23 protein-coding genes are annotated in these 20884 nt (G+C 73.6%); 12 read left to right on the top strand and 11 right to left on the bottom strand.

Annotated elements, in window-relative coordinates; all coding sequences use genetic code 11:
• Positions 1-2: 2 nt before the first annotated feature.
• Both BM314_RS08015 and BM314_RS08020 read right to left on the bottom strand, forming a co-directional pair.
• Positions 3-1340 carry an MATE family efflux transporter gene (locus BM314_RS08015; RefSeq protein WP_244539885.1) on the bottom strand — a complete coding sequence of 446 codons (1338 nt, stop codon included), beginning with the start codon at positions 1338-1340 and terminating at the stop codon, positions 3-5.
• A gap of 132 nt (positions 1341-1472) precedes the next feature.
• Entirely contained in the window at positions 1473-2615 is a 1143-nt protein-coding gene (locus BM314_RS08020) for an aminotransferase class V-fold PLP-dependent enzyme (protein ID WP_091977776.1), read from the bottom strand.
• 345 nt (positions 2616-2960) lie between these two features.
• On the opposite strand from BM314_RS08020, the gene BM314_RS08025 reads away from it, so the two are divergent.
• Positions 2961-3833, top strand: a complete 873-nt coding sequence (locus tag BM314_RS08025; RefSeq protein WP_091977777.1) for a 4-(cytidine 5'-diphospho)-2-C-methyl-D-erythritol kinase — start codon at positions 2961-2963, stop codon at positions 3831-3833.
• Positions 3834-3852: 19 nt separating this feature from the next.
• Here the strand turns inward: BM314_RS08025 and BM314_RS08030 are convergent, their stop codons facing one another.
• A complete protein-coding gene (locus tag BM314_RS08030; protein WP_091977778.1) occupies positions 3853-4332 on the bottom strand; it encodes a hypothetical protein in 480 nt (159 codons plus the stop codon).
• Entirely contained in the window at positions 4329-6146 is a 1818-nt protein-coding gene (locus BM314_RS08035) for a chloride channel protein (RefSeq protein WP_091977779.1), read from the bottom strand. The genes BM314_RS08030 and BM314_RS08035 overlap by 4 nt, the downstream gene beginning before the upstream one ends.
• 136 nt (positions 6147-6282) lie before the next feature.
• Between BM314_RS08035 and BM314_RS08040 the strand changes: the two genes are divergently transcribed.
• Positions 6283-6711: a MarR family winged helix-turn-helix transcriptional regulator gene (locus BM314_RS08040; protein ID WP_091977780.1), complete on the top strand. Its 429-nt coding sequence runs from the start codon at positions 6283-6285 to the stop codon at positions 6709-6711.
• A gap of 68 nt (positions 6712-6779) precedes the next feature.
• Here BM314_RS08040 and BM314_RS08045 read toward each other — a convergent pair whose 3' ends face one another.
• The gene (locus BM314_RS08045) at positions 6780-7799 is read right to left on the bottom strand and encodes a polyprenyl synthetase family protein (RefSeq protein WP_091679233.1); all 1020 of its coding nucleotides are present in this window, start codon (positions 7797-7799) and stop codon (positions 6780-6782) included.
• Between the two features lie 168 nt (positions 7800-7967).
• On the opposite strand from BM314_RS08045, the gene BM314_RS08050 reads away from it, so the two are divergent.
• Together BM314_RS08050 and BM314_RS08055 are read left to right on the top strand one after the other, a co-directional pair.
• Complete coding sequence (locus tag BM314_RS08050) at positions 7968-8192, top strand: putative signal transducing protein (RefSeq protein ID WP_026604550.1); 225 nt, start codon at positions 7968-7970, stop codon at positions 8190-8192.
• The gene (locus BM314_RS08055; RefSeq protein WP_056531640.1) at positions 8189-8947 is read left to right on the top strand and encodes a tRNA1(Val) (adenine(37)-N6)-methyltransferase; all 759 of its coding nucleotides are present in this window, start codon (positions 8189-8191) and stop codon (positions 8945-8947) included. The genes BM314_RS08050 and BM314_RS08055 overlap by 4 nt, the downstream gene beginning before the upstream one ends.
• A gap of 9 nt (positions 8948-8956) precedes the next feature.
• Here the strand turns inward: BM314_RS08055 and BM314_RS08060 are convergent, their stop codons facing one another.
• A complete protein-coding gene (locus BM314_RS08060; RefSeq protein ID WP_020090705.1) occupies positions 8957-9268 on the bottom strand; it encodes a hypothetical protein in 312 nt (103 codons plus the stop codon).
• A gap of 32 nt (positions 9269-9300) precedes the next feature.
• On the bottom strand, positions 9301-9975 hold the full coding sequence (locus BM314_RS08065; RefSeq protein ID WP_091977781.1) for a trna delta -isopentenylpyrophosphate transferase: 675 nt from the start codon (positions 9973-9975) through the stop codon (positions 9301-9303).
• Positions 9976-10380: 405 nt separating this feature from the next.
• On the opposite strand from BM314_RS08065, the gene BM314_RS08070 reads away from it, so the two are divergent.
• Genes BM314_RS08070 through BM314_RS08080 form a run of 3 tightly spaced genes read left to right on the top strand, consistent with a single transcriptional unit; the run spans position 10381 to position 11943 of the window.
• Positions 10381-11178, top strand: coding sequence for a heme ABC transporter permease (locus BM314_RS08070; protein ID WP_026604551.1), 798 nt, complete (start codon positions 10381-10383; stop codon positions 11176-11178).
• A 10-nt stretch (positions 11179-11188) separates the two neighbouring features.
• The gene (gene ccmD / locus BM314_RS08075; RefSeq protein ID WP_020090708.1) at positions 11189-11332 is read left to right on the top strand and encodes a heme exporter protein CcmD; all 144 of its coding nucleotides are present in this window, start codon (positions 11189-11191) and stop codon (positions 11330-11332) included.
• Positions 11329-11943: a DsbE family thiol:disulfide interchange protein gene (locus BM314_RS08080; protein ID WP_042674898.1), complete on the top strand. Its 615-nt coding sequence runs from the start codon at positions 11329-11331 to the stop codon at positions 11941-11943. The genes ccmD and BM314_RS08080 overlap by 4 nt, the downstream gene beginning before the upstream one ends.
• A gap of 3 nt (positions 11944-11946) precedes the next feature.
• Here the strand turns inward: BM314_RS08080 and BM314_RS08085 are convergent, their stop codons facing one another.
• Entirely contained in the window at positions 11947-12561 is a 615-nt protein-coding gene (locus BM314_RS08085; protein ID WP_091679240.1) for a septation protein A, read from the bottom strand.
• A gap of 131 nt (positions 12562-12692) precedes the next feature.
• Positions 12693-14093, bottom strand: a complete 1401-nt coding sequence (gene ftsY, locus BM314_RS08090) for a signal recognition particle-docking protein FtsY (RefSeq protein ID WP_091977782.1) — start codon at positions 14091-14093, stop codon at positions 12693-12695.
• 57 nt (positions 14094-14150) lie between these two features.
• On the opposite strand from ftsY, the gene BM314_RS08095 reads away from it, so the two are divergent.
• Positions 14151-14825, top strand: coding sequence for an RluA family pseudouridine synthase (locus tag BM314_RS08095; protein WP_091977783.1), 675 nt, complete (start codon positions 14151-14153; stop codon positions 14823-14825).
• A 182-nt stretch (positions 14826-15007) separates the two neighbouring features.
• Here the strand turns inward: BM314_RS08095 and mtaB are convergent, their stop codons facing one another.
• Both mtaB and dapF read right to left on the bottom strand, forming a co-directional pair.
• Positions 15008-16234, bottom strand: coding sequence for a tRNA (N(6)-L-threonylcarbamoyladenosine(37)-C(2))-methylthiotransferase MtaB (gene mtaB, locus BM314_RS08100; RefSeq protein ID WP_091977784.1), 1227 nt, complete (start codon positions 16232-16234; stop codon positions 15008-15010).
• Positions 16234-17121: a diaminopimelate epimerase gene (dapF, locus tag BM314_RS08105; protein ID WP_091977785.1), complete on the bottom strand. Its 888-nt coding sequence runs from the start codon at positions 17119-17121 to the stop codon at positions 16234-16236. The genes mtaB and dapF overlap by 1 nt, the downstream gene beginning before the upstream one ends.
• Positions 17122-17316: 195 nt before the next feature.
• Between dapF and BM314_RS08110 the strand changes: the two genes are divergently transcribed.
• The 4 genes from BM314_RS08110 to BM314_RS08125 all read left to right on the top strand — a co-directional run bounded on the left by BM314_RS08110 (position 17317) and on the right by BM314_RS08125 (position 20863).
• Positions 17317-18084, top strand: coding sequence for a GyrI-like domain-containing protein (locus BM314_RS08110; protein ID WP_091977786.1), 768 nt, complete (start codon positions 17317-17319; stop codon positions 18082-18084).
• A gap of 161 nt (positions 18085-18245) precedes the next feature.
• Positions 18246-19007: an endonuclease III domain-containing protein gene (locus tag BM314_RS08115; RefSeq protein WP_091925525.1), complete on the top strand. Its 762-nt coding sequence runs from the start codon at positions 18246-18248 to the stop codon at positions 19005-19007.
• Between the two features lie 93 nt (positions 19008-19100).
• Positions 19101-20165 carry a tryptophan--tRNA ligase gene (gene trpS / locus BM314_RS08120; protein ID WP_091977787.1) on the top strand — a complete coding sequence of 355 codons (1065 nt, stop codon included), beginning with the start codon at positions 19101-19103 and terminating at the stop codon, positions 20163-20165.
• On the top strand, positions 20162-20863 hold the full coding sequence (locus BM314_RS08125; protein WP_091925528.1) for a haloacid dehalogenase type II: 702 nt from the start codon (positions 20162-20164) through the stop codon (positions 20861-20863). Before trpS ends, BM314_RS08125 begins: the two co-directional genes overlap by 4 nt.
• Positions 20864-20884: the final 21 nt, after the last annotated feature.

Raw genomic sequence — 20884 nt, forward strand, 5'->3', positions numbered from 1 at the left:
GGTCACGCGGCGCCGAGGGGTCGCGCCGGTCCCGGGCGCCGCGCCAGGGTCCGGAAGGCCGAGACCGACCAGACCAGCGTCGCAACCTCGGAGGCCAGCAGGCCGGCGAGCGCGGTGGCGGGCGGCAGCAGCAGCAGCGCCGGCACCATCACGGCCATCCCGAGGGCGGCGCTCGCCACCGCGCCCGCCGTGATGGTCCGGAACGCCGCCGAGGCCTCGAGATAGGCCCGCGGGATCGCGTAGAGCAGCGACACGGTCACCACCGCCCAGACACCGAGCCCGATCCAGCCCATCGGCTGCGCGGCGAACCGGCCCTTGAACAGGATGTCCTCGACCAGCGGCAGGGCGGCCGCCATCACCGCCCCGTAGGCGAGACAGGCGCTGCCGAGCAGGATTCCGTTGCGGACGACGAGCCGGCGGGCGGCGTCGACCTGCCCGGCCGCGAGCAACCGGCTGATCTCGGGCAGGATCATGTTCAGCAGCGCGCTCGCGGGGATGCGCAGCGGCGCGTAGAGCACGATCGTGGCGGCGATCGGCGCGTAGGCGGCGGGTCCGGCCAGGAGCGCCAGCAGCAGGGTCAGCCCCTGACCCTGGACCGTCAGGCTGGTGACGCCGGCGAGCGACCACGCCAGGGTCCGCCAGATGGCCCGGTAGCGGGCGCGCGCCCGCGCGTGCAGCGAGAAGCGGATCCGCTCGCGCAGCGCCGCGTAGGCCACCGCGATCGCGACCGCGTGCGCGAGCGCGATCGCCGTGAAGGCCCGATCGAGAAGGGCCGTGCCCTCCCCGTTCAGCCAGCGCGCGACGAGGAGACCGCCGCAGACCGCGTAGACCAGGTCGCTCAGGCCGGCGATCCGGGGCCGGCCGCGGGCGAGGAGCACGATCCGCAGGTAGCTGCGGAAGGCGTAGAGGCCCACGAAGGCCCCGGCCGCCAGGGCACCGAGGCCGATCACCGGGATCAGCACGAGGCCGACGGCGGCCGCCATGAGGCCGGAGACCAGCACCGCGCCCGAGCCGAACATCACGTCGTAGCCGAGCGCCGCCGGACGCCCCAGGCTCCGGGCGACGTGGATCGTCGCCGGGACCGCCACCAGGGCCCGGATGTAGGTGATGCCGACCGCCCCGACCGCGAAGACGATGGCGAACAGGCCGTAATCGTGCGCGCCGAGCGCGCGCACCAGCAGGATGTTGAGGAGGAAGTGGAACAGGCTCTGGGTCAGCTCGCCCGACAGGATCACGGCGAACCGCCCCGACAGGACGGCACGCATCGGTCCGGGCAGGCGGAGGCGGCCGGCGACCGGGAGCCGGAGCCGATCACCGGGACGCGGCATCGAATCGGTCATGTGGGGGTGGACGGTCTCCGTGTGGGCGCGCGGGCCGGGCGCCGGCGCCGGGAAGCGGTCGGCGGCGCGCAATCGTCTCGCGACTCTCTCCCGGCCCGGCGCTCATGCCGGAGCGTCCGTTTCCGGACCGTCTCAGGTGATCCCCCGGAAGGCCCCGGACAGTGCGGCAAGGCAGCGCGCGAGGTCGTCCTCGTCCGCCCAGACGTGCGGGCTGATGCGCAGCGCGCCGGAGCGCTCGCTCACGTAGACCCGGTCCCGCTGCAGGCGATCGACGAGGCCCGTCGGCAGACCCGCGGGCGGCCGCAGACCGAGGATGTGCGGCGCCCGCAGGGAAGCCGGCAACGGCGCCAGGCCGAGGCCGGCGGCCCCGTCCGCCAAGCGGTCCGTCAGCCGGCGCAGCCGGGCGGCGACGGCCGGCACGCCCCATTCGGCGATCTGCTCCAGCCCGGTCACGGCCATGAACAGCGCGACCGGATCGTTGAGCTCGCCCCGGTCGTAGCGGCGGGCACCGGCGGCCGGCGGGCGGTTCCCGATATTCTCCTCGATGGCCGCCCCGTCCTGCCGGTGCGGCGCTGCGTACAGGAAGGTGAGACCGTACGGTCCGAGAGCCCACTTGTAGGTGGGGAAGGCCAGGAAGTCCGGGCGCCACCGGGCGACGTCGACCGGCACGGCGCCCACGGCCTGCGTGGCGTCGATCACCAGGGCCGCGCCGGCGGCGTGGACCGAGGGAGCGAGCCGGTCGAGGTCGATCAGGCTGCCGTCGGTCCAGTGCAGCGGGGTCAGGGTGGCGAGGACGAGCGGCGGGGCGCCCGGCCGGTCGATCGCGGCCGCGACCGCCGCGGTCCAGTCGCCGTCCGGGGGGCGCGGCACCTCCTCCACCACCAGACCCTGCCGGTCGGCCAGCCGATCGAAGGCGAAGCGCAGGGACGGGAACTCGTCGGCTACGCGGAGCAGGCGCCCGCCCGGCCTCAGGGTCAGGTTGCGGGCGACCACCGCCATGGCGTGACTGACCGCGCCGACGATCGCGATCTCGTCCGCGCCGGCGCCGATCAGCCGGGCGGCCGCAGCGCGCGCCCGCTCGGCCCATGGCGGGACCGCCGTGCGGGGATGGTCCCAGGGACGGCTCTTGACCAGGATCCCCGCCTCGCCCGCCGCGCGCACGGCCCGCGGCAGCGGCGACCAGGCGGCGGCGTCGAGGTAGCTGACGTCGGCGGGCATCTCGAAGAGATGGCGCTGGCACGGGAGCGCCGCGGCGACGGATTCGGTGAACGCCATGATGCGCGACAGCCTAGAGGATCGGATCCGCCGGCACCACGGCCCGGACTCCATCGCGCGGCGCCCAGGCCGCAGGCCGGCGCGTCCCGGTCCGCGCGGATCGGCGGCGGCGTGCCCCCTGGCGAACCACCGCATCCTGGGGCTCCGACGCTCCGGCGCCCTGTCGAGCCTCGCGGGACGCGACGGGCTGGTGGACTCGCCGAGGATCTGACCGTGATCCGCCCGAACGACGCCCGGCCCGACCGGCCGCGCCGGGTGTTCGGCGGGGGCGGCAGCTGAGCTGTTGTTCCGGGCCGCGAGCCTGTAGAGCCTCGGGACACATCGCCACGACCCGACCGAGACCCCGTGACCCTGCTCGCCGATCGCGCCCCCGCCAAGGTCAACCTGACGCTCCTCGTCCTCGGCCGCCGCGTCGGTGACGGCTACCACGTGCTCGAGAGCCTCGTCGCCTTCGCGGGCACGGCCGACCGCCTGACGCTGGATCCCGCGGCACCGCTCAGCCTGACCGTCAGCGGCCCCACCGCCGGCCCCGCCGGCCCGACGGACGACAACCTCGTCCTGCGGGCCGCCCGGGGGCTCGCCGCCCGGGTGCCGAACCTGCGCCTGGGCGCCTTCCACTTGGTGAAGCGCCTGCCGGTCGCGGCGGGGATCGGCGGCGGCTCCTCCGACGCCGCCGCGGCCCTGCGCCTGCTGGCGCGCCTCAACGGGCTGCCCCTCGACCACGAGGCCGTCGGCGCGGTGGCACGGGAGACCGGCGCCGACGTGCCGGTCTGCCTCGACCCGCGGGCCCGGATGATGCGCGGTGCGGGCGAGGCGATCGGGCCGGTCCTCGGCCTCGCACCGCTGCCCGCGGTGCTGATCAATCCCGGCGTTCCGGTGCCCACCGCCCCGGTCTTCAAGGCGCTGGGCCTGAGCGTCGGCCAGGATCTCGCGGGCGCGCCGCACCCGACGATCCCGCGGGCCATGGCGAGCGAGCCGCTGCTCCGGGCCCTGGCCGGGGCCCGCAACGATCTGGAGGCGCCGGCCCTGACTGTGGCGCCGGTGATCGGCGACGCGCTGGCGGCCCTCCGCGCCCAGGGCTGCCGCCTCGCGCGGATGTCGGGCTCCGGCGCGACCGTTTTCGCGCTGTTCGCCGACCGGCGCGCGGCCGTCCGGGCCGCCGCCGCCCTGCGCGCCGCCCATCCGGGATGGTGGGTGGCGCCGACCTTCCTGCGCTGACCCGGCCCGCGGGCGGCGTTCAGCCGGGCTCCGCCTCGTACACCGTCACGACGCCGCGGCCCTCGGGCACCATCACGCGCCAGCCGCGCGCCCACGGCAGGTCGCCGGGATCGATCGCGCTGGCCCGACCGGTCCCGACATCGTAGGTCGCGAGCCGGCCGTCCGAGATGCGTCCGCGCAGATACGCCCGGCCGTCGCCGAGGTGGAGCGCGGCCGGAGCGGCGGTGACGCCGTGGGCGACGTCCGCGAGGGCGCCGCTCGGCGCCAGGACGGCCCCCGGCAGCGCCAGCACGTCGGCCTCGGGAGCGATCTCGGACGCGACCCGCAGGTGGCCATCGACCGCGTGACGGCGGTTCAGCAGCAGGGCCTCCCGACGTCCCTCACGCTGCACGACGAGGGCGAGATCCGGCCCGTCCCGGCCGGCGATCAGGTAGACGCTGCCCGGCGCGAGCCGATCGAGGCGGGTGGTCCGGCCGGGACGGTGCAGGTCCAGGATCATGCTTCTATCCGCGCGCGCCGCTCACCCCGCCCCTTCCGGTAGAACGCGCGACGCTCGGCTTCGGCCCGAACCACGGTGGCGCGCACCTGGAGCAGGTCCTTTCGGGTCAGGAGCCCGACGAGGCCGCCGGTGCGCGGATCGGTGACCGGCAGGCGCCCCTGCCCGGCCGACAGCATCACGTCGAGGGCGTGCGAGACCACGTCGCCCGGATGGACGACGGCGAGATCGGCGTCCGAGACGCGCTCGCCGAGGGTGCCCGCCTCGTCCCCGCCGTCGCGCTCCTCCAGGGTCCAGCGCAGGGCGTCGCTGCGCGAGACGAGACCCACGGGCCGGCCCGCGCCGTCGACCACCGGATAGGCGTGGTGGGCACCGATCTCGATCGCCGCGAGGGCGTCGGCCAGGGGCAGGTTCGCGTCGAGGGTCTCGACCGTGCGGGTCATCACCGCCTCGACCCGGGCGAGTTCGTAGGGATCGATCCCGTATTCCCGGGTCACGTGCTGCCCGCGCCGGGCGATCTTCTCGGTCAGGATCGAGCGCTTGAGGAGGAGGACGGTCACCGCGTAGGCCGCCATGGTGGCGGCGAGCAGCGGCGCCAGGGCGGCGACGTCGCCGGTCACCTCGACGGCGAAGACGACGCCGGTCAGCGGCGCCGGCAGGGTGCCGCCGAGCATCGCCGCCATGCCGATGAGCGCCCAGAAGCCGTGGGCGCCCGGCAAGAGGATGCCGATCAGCCAGCCGACGGCGCCACCGAGGATCAGCAGCGGCGCGAGCACGCCTCCGGACGTGCCCGACGACAGGGCGGCGAGCCAGATCACCGCCTTCACCACGAGGATCAGCACGACGGCGTTCGCCAGCATGTGGCCGGAGAGCAGGTCGTGGATGACGTCGTAGCCGACGCCGAGCGCCCGGGGCTCCACGAGGCCGCCCAGCCCGACCACGACGGCGCCGAGGGCGGGCCACCACATCCAGTGGAGGGGAAGCCGCCCGAAACCGTCCTCCAGCGCGTAGAGCGCCCGGGTCAGCGCCCCCGAGATCAGGCCGCAGGCGACCCCGAGCAGCGCGCAGGCGGGCAGCCCCCACCAGGGCAGGGCCGGATTGTCGGCGAAGGGGAAGAGCGGGCCGGCGCCGAACAGGGCCGGCCGCCAGCAGGCCGCGGTGACCGCCCCGACGGTCACCGGGACGAGGCTGCGCGGCCGCCACTCGAACAGCAGGACCTCCACGGCGAGCAGCACGGCCGCCACGGGCGTCCCGAAGATGGCGGTCATGCCGGCCGCCGCGCCCGCCACCAGCAGGGTCTTCCGCTCGGCGGCGCTGAGATGGAAGAACTGGGCGAAGAGCGAGCCGACCGCGCCGCCCGTCACGATGATCGGCCCCTCGGCGCCGAACGGGCCGCCGGTGCCGATCGCCACCGCCGAGGAGAGCGGCTTGAGCACGGCGACCTTGGGCGACATCCGGCTGCCGCCGATCAGGATCGCCTCCATCGCCTCCGGGATCCCGTGGCCGCGGATCTTCTCCGAGCCGTAGCGCGCCATGGCGCCGACGATCAGCGCCCCGATCACCGGGATCGCCACCATCCAGGGCCCCGGCGCCGCGCCGGCCAGGGAGGTCAGGTCGGCGTCGAGCCGGCCGTACCAAGCGAGGTTGGTCACGAGGCCGATCAGCGTGAGCAGGATCCAGGCGGTGCCGCTGGCGGCGGTCCCGGTGACGACCGCCATGCCGGCCAGCGTCAGGACCCGCCAGTCCGCGCTGAAATCTCCCAGCGCCCGCCGCGACGGCCTACCGTCCCCGCTCCCGCTCCCAGTCCCGCCGATCATCAGGGCCTCCCTTCCTCGCGGCGGCACTTATGTCGTGATCCGATATATTCGACAATGGCTCGACCGTTGCAGCCGGGACAGGACTGCCGATACGACGCAGCATCGGCGGCTCGGACGATTCACCACGGAGGCGATCATGGAGGCCGATGCCCCCGGAACGGCGGCACTGTCGCGGGAGCAGTACGCGGCGCTGGCGGATTTCCGATTCCGTCTCCGCCGCTTCCTGGCGTTCAGCGAGGCCGCGGCGGCCCGGGCGGGGCTGCCGCCGCAGCAGCATCAGGCGCTGCTGACGCTCGCGGGCCACGTCGGGCGCGCGCCCGCCACGGTCGGCCTGCTGGCCGAGCAGCTGCTCATCGCCCCCCACAGCGCGGCCGAGCTGGTGTCCCGCATGGTCGAGGCCGGCCTGCTGACCAAGACCCGCGCCGTCGAGGACAGGCGGCGCAGCGAGCTGTCGCTGACGCCGCGCGCCGAGGCCCTGCTGCGCACCTTGACGGACGCGCATCTCGCGGAGCTGCGGGACCTCGCCCCCGCCCTCGCCGAGGCCCTCGGGCCCGCGACGCGGTGAGGCCGACGTGCGCCGTCAAGCTAGCGGAGGTCGGTGGCCGTCGACGCGGGAGCCGAGGGCGCCCGCCCTCAGCGCGCCCGCGCCACGCAGAACTCGACGGCCCCGAGGAGCGCCGCCTTGACGGGCCCGTCCGGGAAAATGTCGAGGGCGGCCCGGGCCTCGGCGCCGTAATGGTGGGCGCGGGCCACGGTCTCCTCCAGGGCACCGTGGCGCTGCAGGAGGTCGAGGGCGGTCTCCAGGTCGGTCTCGCCGATCTCGCCCTGCTGCAGGGTGCGCCGCCAGAAGCCGCGCTCGCCCTCGCTGGCCCGGCGATAGGCCAGCACGATCGGCAGGGTGATCTTGCCCTCGCGGAAATCGTCGCCGACGTTCTTGCCGAGCTCCGCGGAGGTGCCGCCGTAGTCGAGCACGTCGTCGATCAGCTGGAAGGCGATGCCGAGATTCATCCCGTAGGACCGGGCGGCCGCCTGCTCGGCCTCGGGCCGGCCGGCGAGCACCGGCCCGACCTCGCAGGCGGCGGCGAAGAGCTCGGCGGTCTTGCCGCGGATCACCGCGAGGTAGGCGGCCTCGTCGGTCTCCAGGTTCTTGGCGTTGGTGAGCTGCATCACCTCGCCCTCGGCGATCACCGTGGCGGCGGCCGAGAGGATGTCGAGCGCCTTGAGCGAGCCGACCTCGACCATCATCCGGAAGGCCTGGCCGAGCAGGAAGTCGCCGACCAGCACGGAGGCCTCGTTGCCCCACTTGATCCGGGCCGCGACGCGGCCGCGCCGCATGTCGCTCTCGTCGACCACGTCGTCGTGGAGGAGCGTGGCGGTGTGCATGAATTCGACGCTGGCGGCGAGCTTCACGTCGCCGTCGGCGGCGCCCGCGTAGCCGCAGAGCCGGGCGCAGGCCAGCGTCAGGATCGGGCGCAGGCGCTTGCCGCCGGAGGCGATCAGGTGATTGGCGACCTCGGGGATCATCGCCACGTCCGACCCCGTCCGCGACAGGATCGTGGTGTTGACCCGCGCCATGCCGTCGGCCACCAGCGCGACGAGGTCGTTGAGCCCCGCCTCCGCCTCGGGCTTCGGATTCTCGATGGAGAGGGCCATACCCAAGATCCGTGACCTCCAGACCGGTCGCCCCGCAGGGGGCGGGCGATCCCTTCGCACGCGCCCCGCGGCGCCGCAACATCGTCGCCGGCCGGATATGGGGTGTCGCCAGCGCGGATCTCACGCGACGAAACCGCCGATCCCCGCCCGTTCCGGAGCCGCGCCGCGATGATCGAGCTGATCCGGGCCAATGACGTCGTGCTGATCGGGTTCGCCCGCTCGGTCCTCGAGGCGGCCGAGATCCCGGTCCTCGTGGCCGACAGTCACATGAGCCTGATGGAGGGGTCGATCGGCGTCTTCGGTCAGCGCCTCCTCGTGCCGCGCGACCACGAGGCCCAGGCCCGCCGCCTGCTGACCGATGCCGGCATCGCCCACGAGCTGCGCCAGCCGTGACCGCCGAGGCCGACAGCGGCGCCGATCCCTTCCTCGGCGGCCGCCTGCGGCTGCACCAGCCGCCGCGGGGCGCGCACCGCGCCGGGACCGACGCGGTGCTGCTCGCCCGGCTGCTCGCGCCGCGGGCCGGGGACCGGCTCTGCGACGTCGGCGCCGGGACCGGCGCCGTCGGCCTCGCCTGCGCGGCCCTGGCGCCGGGGCTCCGGCCGACCCTGGTCGAGCGCGACCCGGCACTCGCCGATCTGGCCCGCGCCAACGCGGCCCTCAACGGCATCGACGCGCGGATCGTGGTCGCCGACGTGCTGGCACCCGCGGCGGAACGCCGCGCCGCCGGTCTGCTGCCGGACAGTTTCGACGTCGTGCTCACCAACCCGCCGTTCTTCGCGGCTGGCGATCACCGCGCCTCGCCGCATCCGGGCCGCGCCGCCGCCCACACCTTCGCGGGCGGCGATCTCGACGCCTGGATCCGCGCCTGCACGGCGATCCTGCGGCCCGGCGGGCGCCTGGGCTTGATCCACCGGGCGGACGCCCTCCCGGCCTGCCTCGACGCGCTCCGGGGCCGCTACGGCGGGCTGGCGATCCGCCCGGTCCATCCCCGCGGCGACGTGCCCGCGATCCGCGTGCTGATCGCGGCGACCCGCGGCAGCCGCGCCTTGCTGAGCCTGCTGCCGCCCCTCGTCCTGCACAGCCCCGACGGCACCTTCACCGACGAGGCCGAGGCGCTCCATCGCGGCGCGCCGTGGCCGGCGCCCTGATCGCCCGCGTCACGCCGCGAGGGCGGCGGGCTCGGCGTCGCGGATGCCGAGGAACCGCTCGACCTCCGGAAGGTCCGGGAAGGCGAGGAATTCCGGGCGCAGCGGCTCGGGCAGCCCCTCGAAGTTGAGCCCCGGGAACGTGTCGGGATGCGGGTAGAGCTGCCAGGCCGCGCCGGGCTCGACCGGGGGGAACAGGATCGCGACCTTCTCGGCGCCGAGGCGGACGATCCGCGTCGGGCTGTACGACAGCGTCTCGATGCTCCAGCCGTGGTGGGAATCCCGGCGGGCCTTCATGGTGCGGCGGCTCGTCGCGCGATGCATGGCGGTCTCCTTCGGTGGGGGTGGAAGCGGGATCAGGCGGCGCTGCGGCGTCCGGCGCGCTTCGGCCAGCCCAGCGCCACGAGGCGGGCCTTGGCGTAGTCGCGCACCTCGTCGCGGGTGCCGGGCGGCATCGTCGCCAGGACGGCCTGGGTGGCGCCGTCCAGCATCAGGTCGGTGACGGCGTTGATGGTCTCGGCCTCGTCGATGCGGCGCTTGAGGTCGCCCTCGGCCTCGGTCACCTCGTCGAAGGCGGGCGCCTCCTCGAAATCCTCGTCGACGGCCCGGACCGGGACCTGATGGGCCCGGAACTCGTCGGCCTCCTCCTCGGAGTAGACGAGGCCGTGCAGCTCGATGAGCTTGAGGATGACGCGGTCCTTCCCGCGCTTCTCGGCCATGGCGTAGACGTAGGCCGCCTGCTTGCCCGAGACGCGGTAGTTCACGTTGACCAGCGCCTCGCCCATGGACCACTCGACCCGCTCGCTGCCGGGCTTCGCGCCGGGCAGCCGGCCGGTCACCAGAATCACGGCCTCGTCGCGCTCGGCCCGGATGACGGTCGGCGGCTCGAACACGATGCCGGCCTGGGCGGCGATGCGCTCCAGGGTCTTGTGGTAGATGACGGCGGTCCCCTGGACGCGCCAGACGTTGCCCCCGAAGGGCTCGCCGTAGCGGACGAGGATGTCGGCGATCTGCTTGTCGGCGGTTCGCATGGGGCGCTCGGTCCGTCAGGGTGAGGTCGCGTCGTCCACAGCTTTTATCGGGGACGCTCTTTCGTTCTCTTTTTGTTCACATCTATATGCGCAATCCGCCCGCGATGCGCAAGGCTCGGACGCGAAAACCTGCGGCCGCGGACGTGCGTCATCGTCGGACACGCGCGGGCTTGGCGCGGGTCCCAACTCCCGTGCGGGAGAGCGGGCGCGTCGCGGATGTCTCAGGAAGACGGCTGGTCGTCGGCGCAGTCGTACAGCAGCTTTTCGGATCCGAAGGCCCGACGGGGTCCGGCCCGGCGCACGATGCCATTGCGGCACCCCCGCCGCCTGCGCCGCCGACCCGCATTGTTGCTGCACCGCACCCTAGGCTAGACCGCTTCCACGATGTCCGAGACAGCTGCCGCGATGACGCCTTCCCTCTGGACCCGCCTGTCGAACCCCAGCCACTTCATGCGGTGGTCGGGGGCGCTCGTGCCGTGGCTGACGGCCCTGTCCCTCGGCGTGCTGGCCCTGGGCCTGTACCAGACCTTCTTCGTGGTGCCGCCCGACTACCAGCAGGGCGAGACGGTGCGGATCATGTACATCCACGTCCCGGCGGCGTGGCTCGGCGTGTTCTTCTACGGCGCGATGAGCGTGTCGGCGATCGGAACCCTGGTCTGGCGCCACCCGCTGGCCGACGTCGCCCAGCGGGCGGCCGCGCCGATCGGGGCCGCCTTCACGCTGATCTGCCTCGTGACCGGCTCGCTGTGGGGCAAGCCCATGTGGGGTACCTACTGGGTCTGGGACGCGCGCCTGACCTCCATGCTGATCCTGCTGCTGATCTACTGCGGCATCATCGCCCTGTGGCGGACCCTGGAGGATCCGAACCGCGCCGCCCGCGCGGTCGCGATCCTGACGCTGGTCGGTGCCGTGAACCTGCCGATCATCAAGTTCTCGGTGAACTGGTGGTCGACCCTTCACCAGCCGGCCTCGATCCTGCGCATGGGTGGCTCCACCATCGATCCCTCGATGCTCCACCCGCTGCTGGTCATGATCGCCGCCGCGACCCTCGGCGGGACGACCCTGCACCTCTACGCGATGCGCACCGAGATCATGCGCCGCCGGGTGCGGACGCTGACGATCCGCGAGGCCGAGCGCCTCGACCGCGCCCAGCCGCGCCTCACCCCGACACCGGCCGCGATGCCGGTCGGGCAGCCGGTCTAGGAGGACCGCGATGGATCTCGGGTCTCACGGCGGCTTCATCCTGGCCGCCTACGCGTTCACGGCGGTGGTGATGGTCGCCCTCGTGGGCAACGCCCTGCGCGACCGACGGGCGCAGCGGCGCGCCCTCAGGGGCTTCGGCGAGGACCGGCGATGAGCGTGCCCCTCGACGACACCGCCGGCCGGACACCGCCGGTCCGCCGCTCGCTGCTGCTGATCCTGCCGGCGCTCGTCTTCGCGGCGCTCGCCGCCGTGCTGTTCCTGCGCCTGCGCTCCGGCGCCGACCCGGCCGCCCTCCCCTCCGCGATGATCGGCAAGCCGGTCCCGCGCTTCGACCTGCCCGCCGTGCCGGGGCTGACCGCCAACGGCGCACCCGTGCCCGGCCTGTCGAGCGCGGACCTCAAGGGCCAGATCACCGTGCTCAACGTCTTCGCCTCGTGGTGCGCGCCCTGCCAGGTGGAGCACCCGATGCTGATGCGGCTGGCGAAGGAGCCCGGCATCCGGCTCGTGGGGATCGACTACAAGGAGCCGAACCCCGAGGCCGGCCAGCGCTTCCTGACCCGGCACGGCGTGCCGTTCAGTGCGGTGGGAGCCGATGCCGGCGGCCGCGCGGCGATCGATTTCGGCGTCTACGGCGTGCCCGAGACCTTCATCATCGGGCCCGACGGCGTGATCCGCGACAAGCTGGTCGGCATCCTCACGCCGGAGAATTTTTCCAGCGTGCTCGCCCGCATCCGCGCGGCCGGCAAGGTCGCGGCGGCGCAGTAGGCGTCACGCCTCCGGCTGCGCCTTCTTGCGCTCGTAGCGGGTGAGCAGCGGCGTCTGCGCGAGGGCGAACAGCACGGTGATCGGCATGATGCCGAACACCTTGAAGTTGACCCAGAAATCCTCCGTCTGGGTCCGCCAGACCAGCTCGTTGAGCGCCGCCAGCACGAAGAAGAACACGCCCCAGCGGAAGGTGAGCTTCCGCCAGCCCTCGTCGGTCAGGCTGAACATCGAGTCGAGCACCACCGACAGCAGCGAGCGCCCGAACACGAGGCCGCCGAGCAGCACGGTGCCGAACAGGGCGTTCACGATGGTCGGCTTGACCATGATGAAGGTCTTGTCCTGCAGCGCCAGGGTCAGGCCGCCGAACACCACCACCACCACGCCGGACACGAGCGGCATGATCGGCAGGCGGCGCACCATCACGTAGTGGATCGCCAGAGCCACCACGGTCGCCGCGATGAACACGCCCGTGGCCACGAACAGCTTCTGGTCCGGGGCGACGCCGAACTTCTCGGAATAGGCGTTGCCGAGGAAGAACAGCACCAGCGGCCCGAGTTCCAGCGCCAGCTTCACGAGCGGCGGCAGATGGCGGTGCGGGGGGACGGATTCGATCTGCATACGCTCGGTTGGCTCGGCTGCGGCGCTCACGGTCGGCTGAGAGCGTCGGACGGGATTCGCCGGGGTGTGTGGAACGCGAAGCGCGCGATGTCCATGACATCGCGCACCTGAGACCTTCGAGCGGCCGCCGCCTAATCCTTCTCCAGCCCGGCGATCGCCCGGGCGAAGTCGCGGGCCGCGAAGGGCTCCAGATCCTCCACGCCCTCGCCGACGCCGATGAAGTGCACCGGCAGGCCGAACTTCGCCGCCAGTGCCACCAGGATGCCGCCCCGGGCGGTGCCGTCGAGCTTGGTCATCACCAGGCCCGAGACCGGCGCGGCCTGCGAGAACAGCTCCACTTGGCTGAGCGCGTTCTGGCCGACCGTGGCGTCGAGGACGAGGAGCGTGGCGTGCGGCGCCTCCGGGTCCTGCTTGCGCAGGACGCGGACGACCTTCTCCAGCTCGGCCATCAGGCCGGCCTTGTTCTGGAGCCGGCCGGCGGTGTCGATCAGCAGCACGTCGGTGCCGGCGGCGCCCGCCTGCTTCAGGGCGTCGAAGGCGAGGCCCGCCGCGTCCGCCCCCTGCGCGCCGCTCACCACCGGCGTGCCGGTGCGCGCACCCCAGACCTTGAGCTGGTCGATCGCCGCCGCGCGGAAGGTGTCGCCGGCCGCGAGCATCACGGTGCGCCCCTCCGCCCGGAGCTTCGAGGCGAGCTTGCCGAGCGTCGTGGTCTTGCCGGCGCCGTTCACGCCGACCGTCAGGATCACGAAGGGCCTCCGGGCGGCGTCGATCGTCAGCGGCACCGCCACGGGCTCCAGCGCCCGCTCCACCTCCGCGGCCAGGATCGCCCGGACCTCGTCGGGCGAGATGCCCTTCTCGTAGCGGCCCTTGCCGACGGCCTCCGAGACCCGCATCGCGGTCTCCAGGCCGAAATCGGCCTGGATCAGGGCGTCCTCCAAGTCCTCAAGGGTCGTGGCGTCGAGCTTGCGCTTGGTGAACAGGCCCGTGACCCGGTCGGACAGCGCCGACGAGGTCCGCTTCATCCCGGAGGTGAGGCGGCTCCACCAGCCCTTGGCCTCCGGCTCGCGGTCCGGTCCGGCGCCGGCGTCGTGCGCGAGGGCCGCGGCGCTGTCGACCGGCTGGATGTCGGGTTGGGAATCGGGTTGAATCTCGGGCTGCACGTCGGCAGCCGGCTCCACCACCGGCTCGCGGTTCATATCACCCGTATCGACCGGGTCGGCGCCGTGCGCGGGATCGTCACCGGCGGTGCCGGCCGGCGGACGCTCCGGCTCGCCCTCCACGGGCAGCAGGTCCGCACCCTCGACCGCGTCCGGGACCGGCTCCCCGGTCTCCTCGGGCGGCAGCGGGACGTGGGTGACATCTTCCGCGGCGGTGGCGAAGTCCGGCTCCCCCTCGGAGGGCGAGGCCGCCCCGGCCGGAAGCTCGGCCTCGGGCTTGTCCTCGGCCTGATCCTCGGCTCTGTCCTCGGGCGCGGGCTGGCCTTTGCGCCCGAACAGGCGTCCGAACCAGCCGGGCTTCTCCTCGCTCGCCATGAAATCGCGTCCTCGCCCCACCTTGCCCCGCCGACACCGACCCTCTAGCCGATCCGGATGTCCAACGCCTTCGACATAGGCGCGCGCCTCCTCTACCGCGATGCCCTGCTGCTCGTCATCGACAAGCCGGCGGGTTTGCCGGTCCATCCGGGCCCCCGCGGCGGCGAGACGCTCACCGACCACCTCGACGCGCTCCGGTTCGGCCTGCCCCGCCGGCCGGAGGCCGCGCACCGGCTCGACCGCGACACCTCCGGCTGCCTCGCGCTGGGCCGCCACGCCAAGGCTCTGGCGCGGCTCGGGAAGCTCTTCTCCGGCAGCGCCGTCGACAAGACCTACTGGGCGATCGTGGCGGGCGGTCCCGCCGAGGAGGAAGGCAGCATCGACCTGGCGCTGGCCCGCCGCTCGGACGATCCGCGCTCGTGGTGGATGAAGGCCGACCCCGCGGGGGACCCGTCGCTGACGCACTGGCGGGTGCTCGGCCGCGCCGGGGGGCGGACGTGGCTGGAGCTGAAGCCGGTCACCGGGCGGACCCACCAGCTCCGGGTCCACTGCGCCGCCTCCGGCTGGCCGATCCTGGGCGACGCGGTCTACGGCGGCGCCCCCCGCGGGAGCGCGCTGCACCTCCACGCGCGGGCGCTGTCGATCCCGCTCTACCCGAAGCGCGACGCCATCGCGGTGACGGCGCCGCCGCCGCCGCACGTCGCCGAGGCCGTGGCGACGATGGGCGCGTGAGCCTCGCATCATCGCGAGCGCAGCGAAGCGACCCAGGGCAGCGCGACATCGGGAGACTTGGCGCCGCTGGATTGCTTCGCTCCGCTCGCAAAGACGGCGGCGGGCACGATTGAACATGCGCCTGGACCGCATCCGTCCTTTCGGGGCCGGCACGGAGCGTCACAGGCCAGGAAGACCGGGCGCTAGGCGCCGATCAGCCGCGCCCCGTCGTGCCCCGCGATGGCGATGCTGTGGAACGTCCCGGGCGCCTCATCGGCCGCCAGCCGCACGGCCGTGAAATCCACACTCCGCCCGACGCCGCCGCGCTCCGCCAGCACCGTGAGGCGGCGGCCGACCTGGGCGTCGAGGTGCCGCCGCAGGGCACCCGCACCCGCCTCGCGCAGCCGCGCCGCCCGCGCACGGATCACGTCTGGCGCAACCGGCGGCATGCGCGCGGCCGGCGTGCCGGGACGTGGGGAATAGGGGAAGACGTGGAGGTGCGTCAGGCCGCACTCCGCCACGAGATCGAGCGAGCGGGCGAACTGCGCCTCCGTCTCGGTCGGGAAGCCCGCGATGAGATCGGCGCCGAGCACGATGTCGGGCCGCAGCCGCCGCACCGTCTCGCAGAAGCGGATCGCGTCGGCGCGCAGGTGCCGGCGCTTCATGCGCTTGAGGATCAGGTCGTCGCCGGCCTGCAGCGACAGGTGCAGGTGCGGCATGAGCCGCTCCTCCTCGGCGATCGCCGCCAGCAGGGCGTCGTCGGCCTCGACGGAATCGATCGAGGAGAGGCGCAGGCGCGCGAGGTCGGGCACCGCCCGGAGGATCGCCCGCACGAGGCCGCCGAGGGACGGGGCCGGGCCGGCGAGGTCGCGGCCGTAGGCGGTGAGGTCGACGCCGGTCAGCACCACCTCGCGCCCACCCCGGGCCACGAGGGTCTCGACCTGCGCGATCACGTCCGCCTCCGGCACCGAGCGGGAGACGCCCCGCCCGAACGGGATCACGCAGAAGGTGCAGCGGTGGTCGCAGCCGTTCTGCACGGGCACGAAGGCGCGGGTGTGCCCGGCCACGGCCTCGACCCGCGTCGGCTCGGCCGTTCGCGCCGCCATGACGGCGCCCGGACCGGTCGCGGCCGCAGACCAGCCCTCCGGCCGCAGCTTCTCGGCGTTGCCGACGAGGCGCGCGACCTCCGGCATGGCCGCGTAGGCCTCCGTCTCGACCTCGGCGCCGCAGCCGGTGACGACGATCTCGGCGCCGGGCCGCTCCCGGGCGATGCGCCGGATCGCCTTGCGGGCCTGCCGCCCGGCCTCGGCGGTCACCGCGCAGGTGTTCACCACCACCCGGTCGCGCCCGTCCGCGGCCGCGTGGGCCCGCAGGGCCTCGGACTCGACGGTGTTGAGGCGGCAGCCGAAGGTGAGGGTCTCGACCGCCATCAGGCCGCGCTGTCGAACAGCTCCGGCGCCAGGGTCCCCTCGGCGACGAGCGCGACCGGACCGGTCATCAGGACGTGGTCGTCGGCACGCCACTCGACGAACAGCTCGCCGCCCGGCAGCGCGACGCTGGCCTGCCGGCCGATCATCCGCAGGCGCGAGGCGGCCACCACGGTGGCGCAGGCGGCGGTGCCGCAGGCGAGCGTCAGCCCGGCCCCCCGCTCCCAGACGCGGAGCTTGATCGCCTCGCGGCCCGTCACCTGCGCCACCGAGATGTTGGCGCGCTCCGGGAACAGCGGGTGGTTCTCCAGCATCGGGCCGATCCGGGCGAGGTCGAAGCTGTCCGGATCCTGCTCCACGAAGAACACCGCGTGCGGGTTGCCCATGTTCACGGCGCCCGGCGAGTGCAGGATCGGGTCGTCGATCGGGCCGATCTGCAGCTCGACCCGCCGGGTGTCGGGGAACGGCTCGGACAGGGGGATCTCGTCCCAGGCGAGCCGCGGCCGGCCCATATCGACCGTGAAGGCGCGTTCCGAGACGCGGCGCACTCCGAGCAGACCGGCCTTGGTCTCCAGGGTGAGCCGGCCGCCCTCGGCCGGCCGCGCCATGGCCGGGTCGTCGAGCATCGCGTAGGCGACGCAGCGCGTACCGTTGCCGCAGGCGCCCGATTCCGAACCGTCGGTGTTGTAGATGCGCATGAACGCGTCGGTGCCCGGACTCACGGGATCGTGCAGGACCATCAGCTGATCGAAGGTCGAGCCGGGATCCTGGGCGATCGCCCGCGCCTCCTCGGGCCGGACTTTCGCCGCGGAGCCGCGCAGATCCAGCACCACGATCGCGTTGCCGGCGCCGTGCATCTTCAGGAAGCGTCTGTGGGCGAGTGCGCTCATGCGGTCCCGCGGTTGGAGGAAAGCGCGGGCTATATCGCAAAAGCCGCTGCCCGGCGCGAGGGGTGCCACGGCGTGGCAGATGCGCCGCACCCGCGGCTCTCGTCCGCGGCGCCCTCGCGGGCCGTCCCGTTCGCCACTAGGTTACGCCGCGGGAGCCCGCGCGATCATCCGCGGGCCTCGACCGGAGCGCCCTACGTGATCCGCCTTCGTCCGCTCGTCGCCCTCTCGACCGCCCTCCTGCTCGCGTCGGCCGGCCCGATCGCCGCCCAGCAGCAGCCCGCGCCGCCGCCCTCCACGGCGCCCGCGCCGGCCCAGACGAACCCGCTGCCGACCACGACCGCGCCGAACCCGGTCGCCGATCCCGACAAGAGTGCGGCCCCGGCCCCGCAGCAATCGGTGGCGCCCCCGCCCGCGGGCCAGTCTGCGGCGGGAACGCCCCCGGCCACGAGCACGGGGACACCCGGCCGGCCCACGCTCATCGAGAAGGCCGGGGAGCCCGGCGACGTCGACGAGGTCACCCTCCCGACCAAGCCCGCCGCGATCCTGTCCGGCAAGACCAAGTGGGAGGAGGCCGTGCCGAACCTGAAGCAGGCCTTCGCGCGGATCGAGGCCGACCTCGCCAAGCTCGGCGTCGCGCAGGCCGGCCGGCCGCTCGCGGTCTTCACCCGCACGGACGACGACGGCTTCGAGTTCGAGGCGATGGTCCCGGTGGCGGCCGCGCCGAGCCCGGCACCGGCCGAGACCGACGGCCTGCGCTTCGGCACGACGCCCTCCGGCAAGGCGCTGCGCTTCGCTCACAAGGGCTCCTACGAGTCGATCGACAGCACCTACGAGACGCTGACCGCCTACCTCGATGCCAAGGACATCGTCGTGCAGGACCGGTTCGTGGAGGAGTACGCCACCGACCTCAAGGACAGCACCGACGACAGTCTCGACGTGAACATCTACGCGCTGGTGAAGTAGGCGAGCGCGGGCCGGCGGCGGCGCCCTTCGGTCGCGACGACCGCCTCGGAATCGAGCGCGCCCTGCTCTCCGCTGGAAGCGCGCGGACCCGACGATGCGGACAGATCGCCGCTGCCCCGTACCGGCAGGAACAGGGGCGGCGGCTGGCGGATTCGCCCGACATGCCCGCCGCCGACCTCAGATCCGCGACCGTCCCGCGTTCACGCCGCAAGGCGGTCCCCGCCGTCGCGGATCCGGCGCTGGCCGAGAAGGCGCTCGCCGTCCACGCGCGGCTCTGCCCGGTCTACGGCTGCCCGATCCCGTACTTCCACAGCCTCGATCCGGTCAGCGAGCTCGTCTCGTCGCTCCTGTCGCACCGGACCCGCAATGCCGAATCCGGCCGGGCCTTCAAGGCGCTGCGGGCGCGCTTCCCCGACTGGGACGCGATGCTCGACGCGGACGTGCCGGAGATCGAGGCCGCCATCGCGGGCGTGACTTGGCCGGAGCTGAAGGCGCCGCGTATCCGCGACGTGCTCCGCGCCCTGCGCGACCGGCACGGCAGCCTCGACCTCGCCTTCCTGGCCGACATGGAGGTCGAGGCGGCGCGGGAATGGCTGCAGGCGATCCCGGGCGTCGGGCCGAAGACCAGCGCGGCGGTCCTGTCCTTCTCCACCCTGCGGATGCCGGCGCTGCCGGTCGACAGCCACCATCATCGGGTCGCCCAGCGCCTCGGGCTGATCGGCAGGCGGGTCGATGTCGGCCCGTCGCACCCGATCCTGCGGGCGCAGCTCCCCGCGGACTGGAGCGCGCAGGATCTCTACGACAATCACGAGATCCTGATGCTGCACGGGCAGAAGGTCTGCCATCATCATCGCCCGGCCTGCGGGCGCTGCGTCCTGGTCGACCTCTGCCCCAGCGCGAAGCTGCCCACGCGGGAGCCGTGAGCGCGTCCTTGACCATTCCGGCCTACGGGTGCGAGTAACCGCGCGCCCGGACGGCGCGGAGCCCCGGTCTTCCCTCGCTCAGGATCGGCGCCGATGGCCGCGTTTACCGAATTGGTCTTCTCGGGCGTCCAGCCCACCGGCAACCTGCACCTCGGCAACTATCTCGGGGCGGTGAAGCGCTTCGTGGAGATGCAGGACCGCGACGCGCAGTGCCTGTACTGCGTGGTCGACCTGCACGCGATCACCGTCTGGCAGGATCCCGAGGCCCTGCGCGGCCAGATCCGCGAGGTCACGGCCGCCTTCCTCGCCGCCGGCATCGATCCGAAGCGCTCGATCGTGTTCAACCAGAGCCAGGTGCCGCAGCACGCCGAGCTCGCCTGGGTGTTCAACTGCGTCGCCCGTCTCGGCTGGCTGAACCGCATGACCCAGTTCAAGGAGAAGGCCGGCAAGGACCGGGAGAACGCCTCGATCGGCCTCTACGACTACCCGGTGCTGATGGCGGCCGACATCCTGGCCTACCGGGCGACCCATGTGCCGGTCGGCGAGGACCAGAAGCAGCACCTGGAGCTGACCCGGGACATCGCCCAGAAGTTCAACACCGACTTCTCGAAGTCGATCACGGCGCACGGCCACGGCGACGCGTTCTTCCCGATCACCGAGCCGCTGATCGGCGGCCCGGCCGCCCGGGTCATGTCGCTGCGCGACGGCACCAAGAAGATGTCGAAGTCGGACCCGTCCGACAACGCCCGCATCAACCTCACGGACGACGCGGACGCCATCGCTCAGAAGATCCGCCGGGCCAAGACCGATCCCGAGCCCCTGCCCTCCGAGGTGGCGGGCCTGAAGGAGCGGCCGGAGGCCGACAACCTCGTGGGGATCTACGCGGCGCTCGCCGGGATCACCCGCGAGGACGTGCTGCGCGATTTCGGCGGGGCGCAGTTCTCGACCTTCAAGCCGGCGCTCGCCGACCTCGCGGTGACGAGTCTCGCGCCGATCGCCGAGGAGATGCGCCGCCTCACCGCCGATCCGGGCCATATCGACGCCGTGCTGGCCGACGGCGGCGCCCGGGCCGAGACCATCGCGGCGCAGACCCTCGACGCGGTCAAGGACATCGTCGGCTTCGTCCGGCGCGGTCCCAGCCTGCAGGCGGTGCGGTGACCGTCCGGGCGCTGGTCTTCGACGTCTTCGGGACGCTGGTCGACTGGCGCTCCGGCGTCGCCCGCGAGGCGGCGCGGCTGCTCGCGCCCGTCGCGCCGGACCTCGATGCCGGCGCCTTCGCGGACGCGTGGCGGGCCCGCTACAACCCGTCGATGGAGACGGTGCGCTCCGGCGCCCGACCCTACGTCGACCTCGACACGCTCCAGGCCGAGTCGCTGCCCGGCGTGCTGGCGCAGTTCGGCATCGCGGGCGTCTCCGAGGCCGTGCGGGGCGAGCTTGTCCAGGCATGGCACCGGCTCGACGCGTGGCCCGAGGTGCCGGACGCGCTGCGACGCCTGCGCGAGAAGCACCTCCTGGCACCGAACTCAAACGGGCATGTCCGGCTGATGGCCGACCTCGCCCGCCGCAACGGCCTGATCTTCGACGCGGTGCTCGGCGCCGGCTATTCCCGCGACTACAAGCCGAAGCCGGCGCTCTACCGCGACGCGGTCGCGGCCTTCGGCTTCGCGGCCGGCGAGACCATGATGGTCGCCGCCCACTCGAACGATCTCGCGGCGGCCGCCAGCCACGGGCTCGCCACCGCCCACATCGCCCGCCCGCACGAGCACGGCCCGGCCGGCGGCGAGACCGCGCCGACGGTGCCGGTCACCCACGCGGCGCGGGATCTCGCGGATCTCGCCGACCGGCTCGGCTGCTGACGGATCGATACGGGAGGGTGT

Source organism: Methylobacterium sp. 13MFTsu3.1M2, assembly GCF_900112625.1.
Classification (GTDB): Bacteria; Pseudomonadota; Alphaproteobacteria; order Rhizobiales; family Beijerinckiaceae; genus Methylobacterium.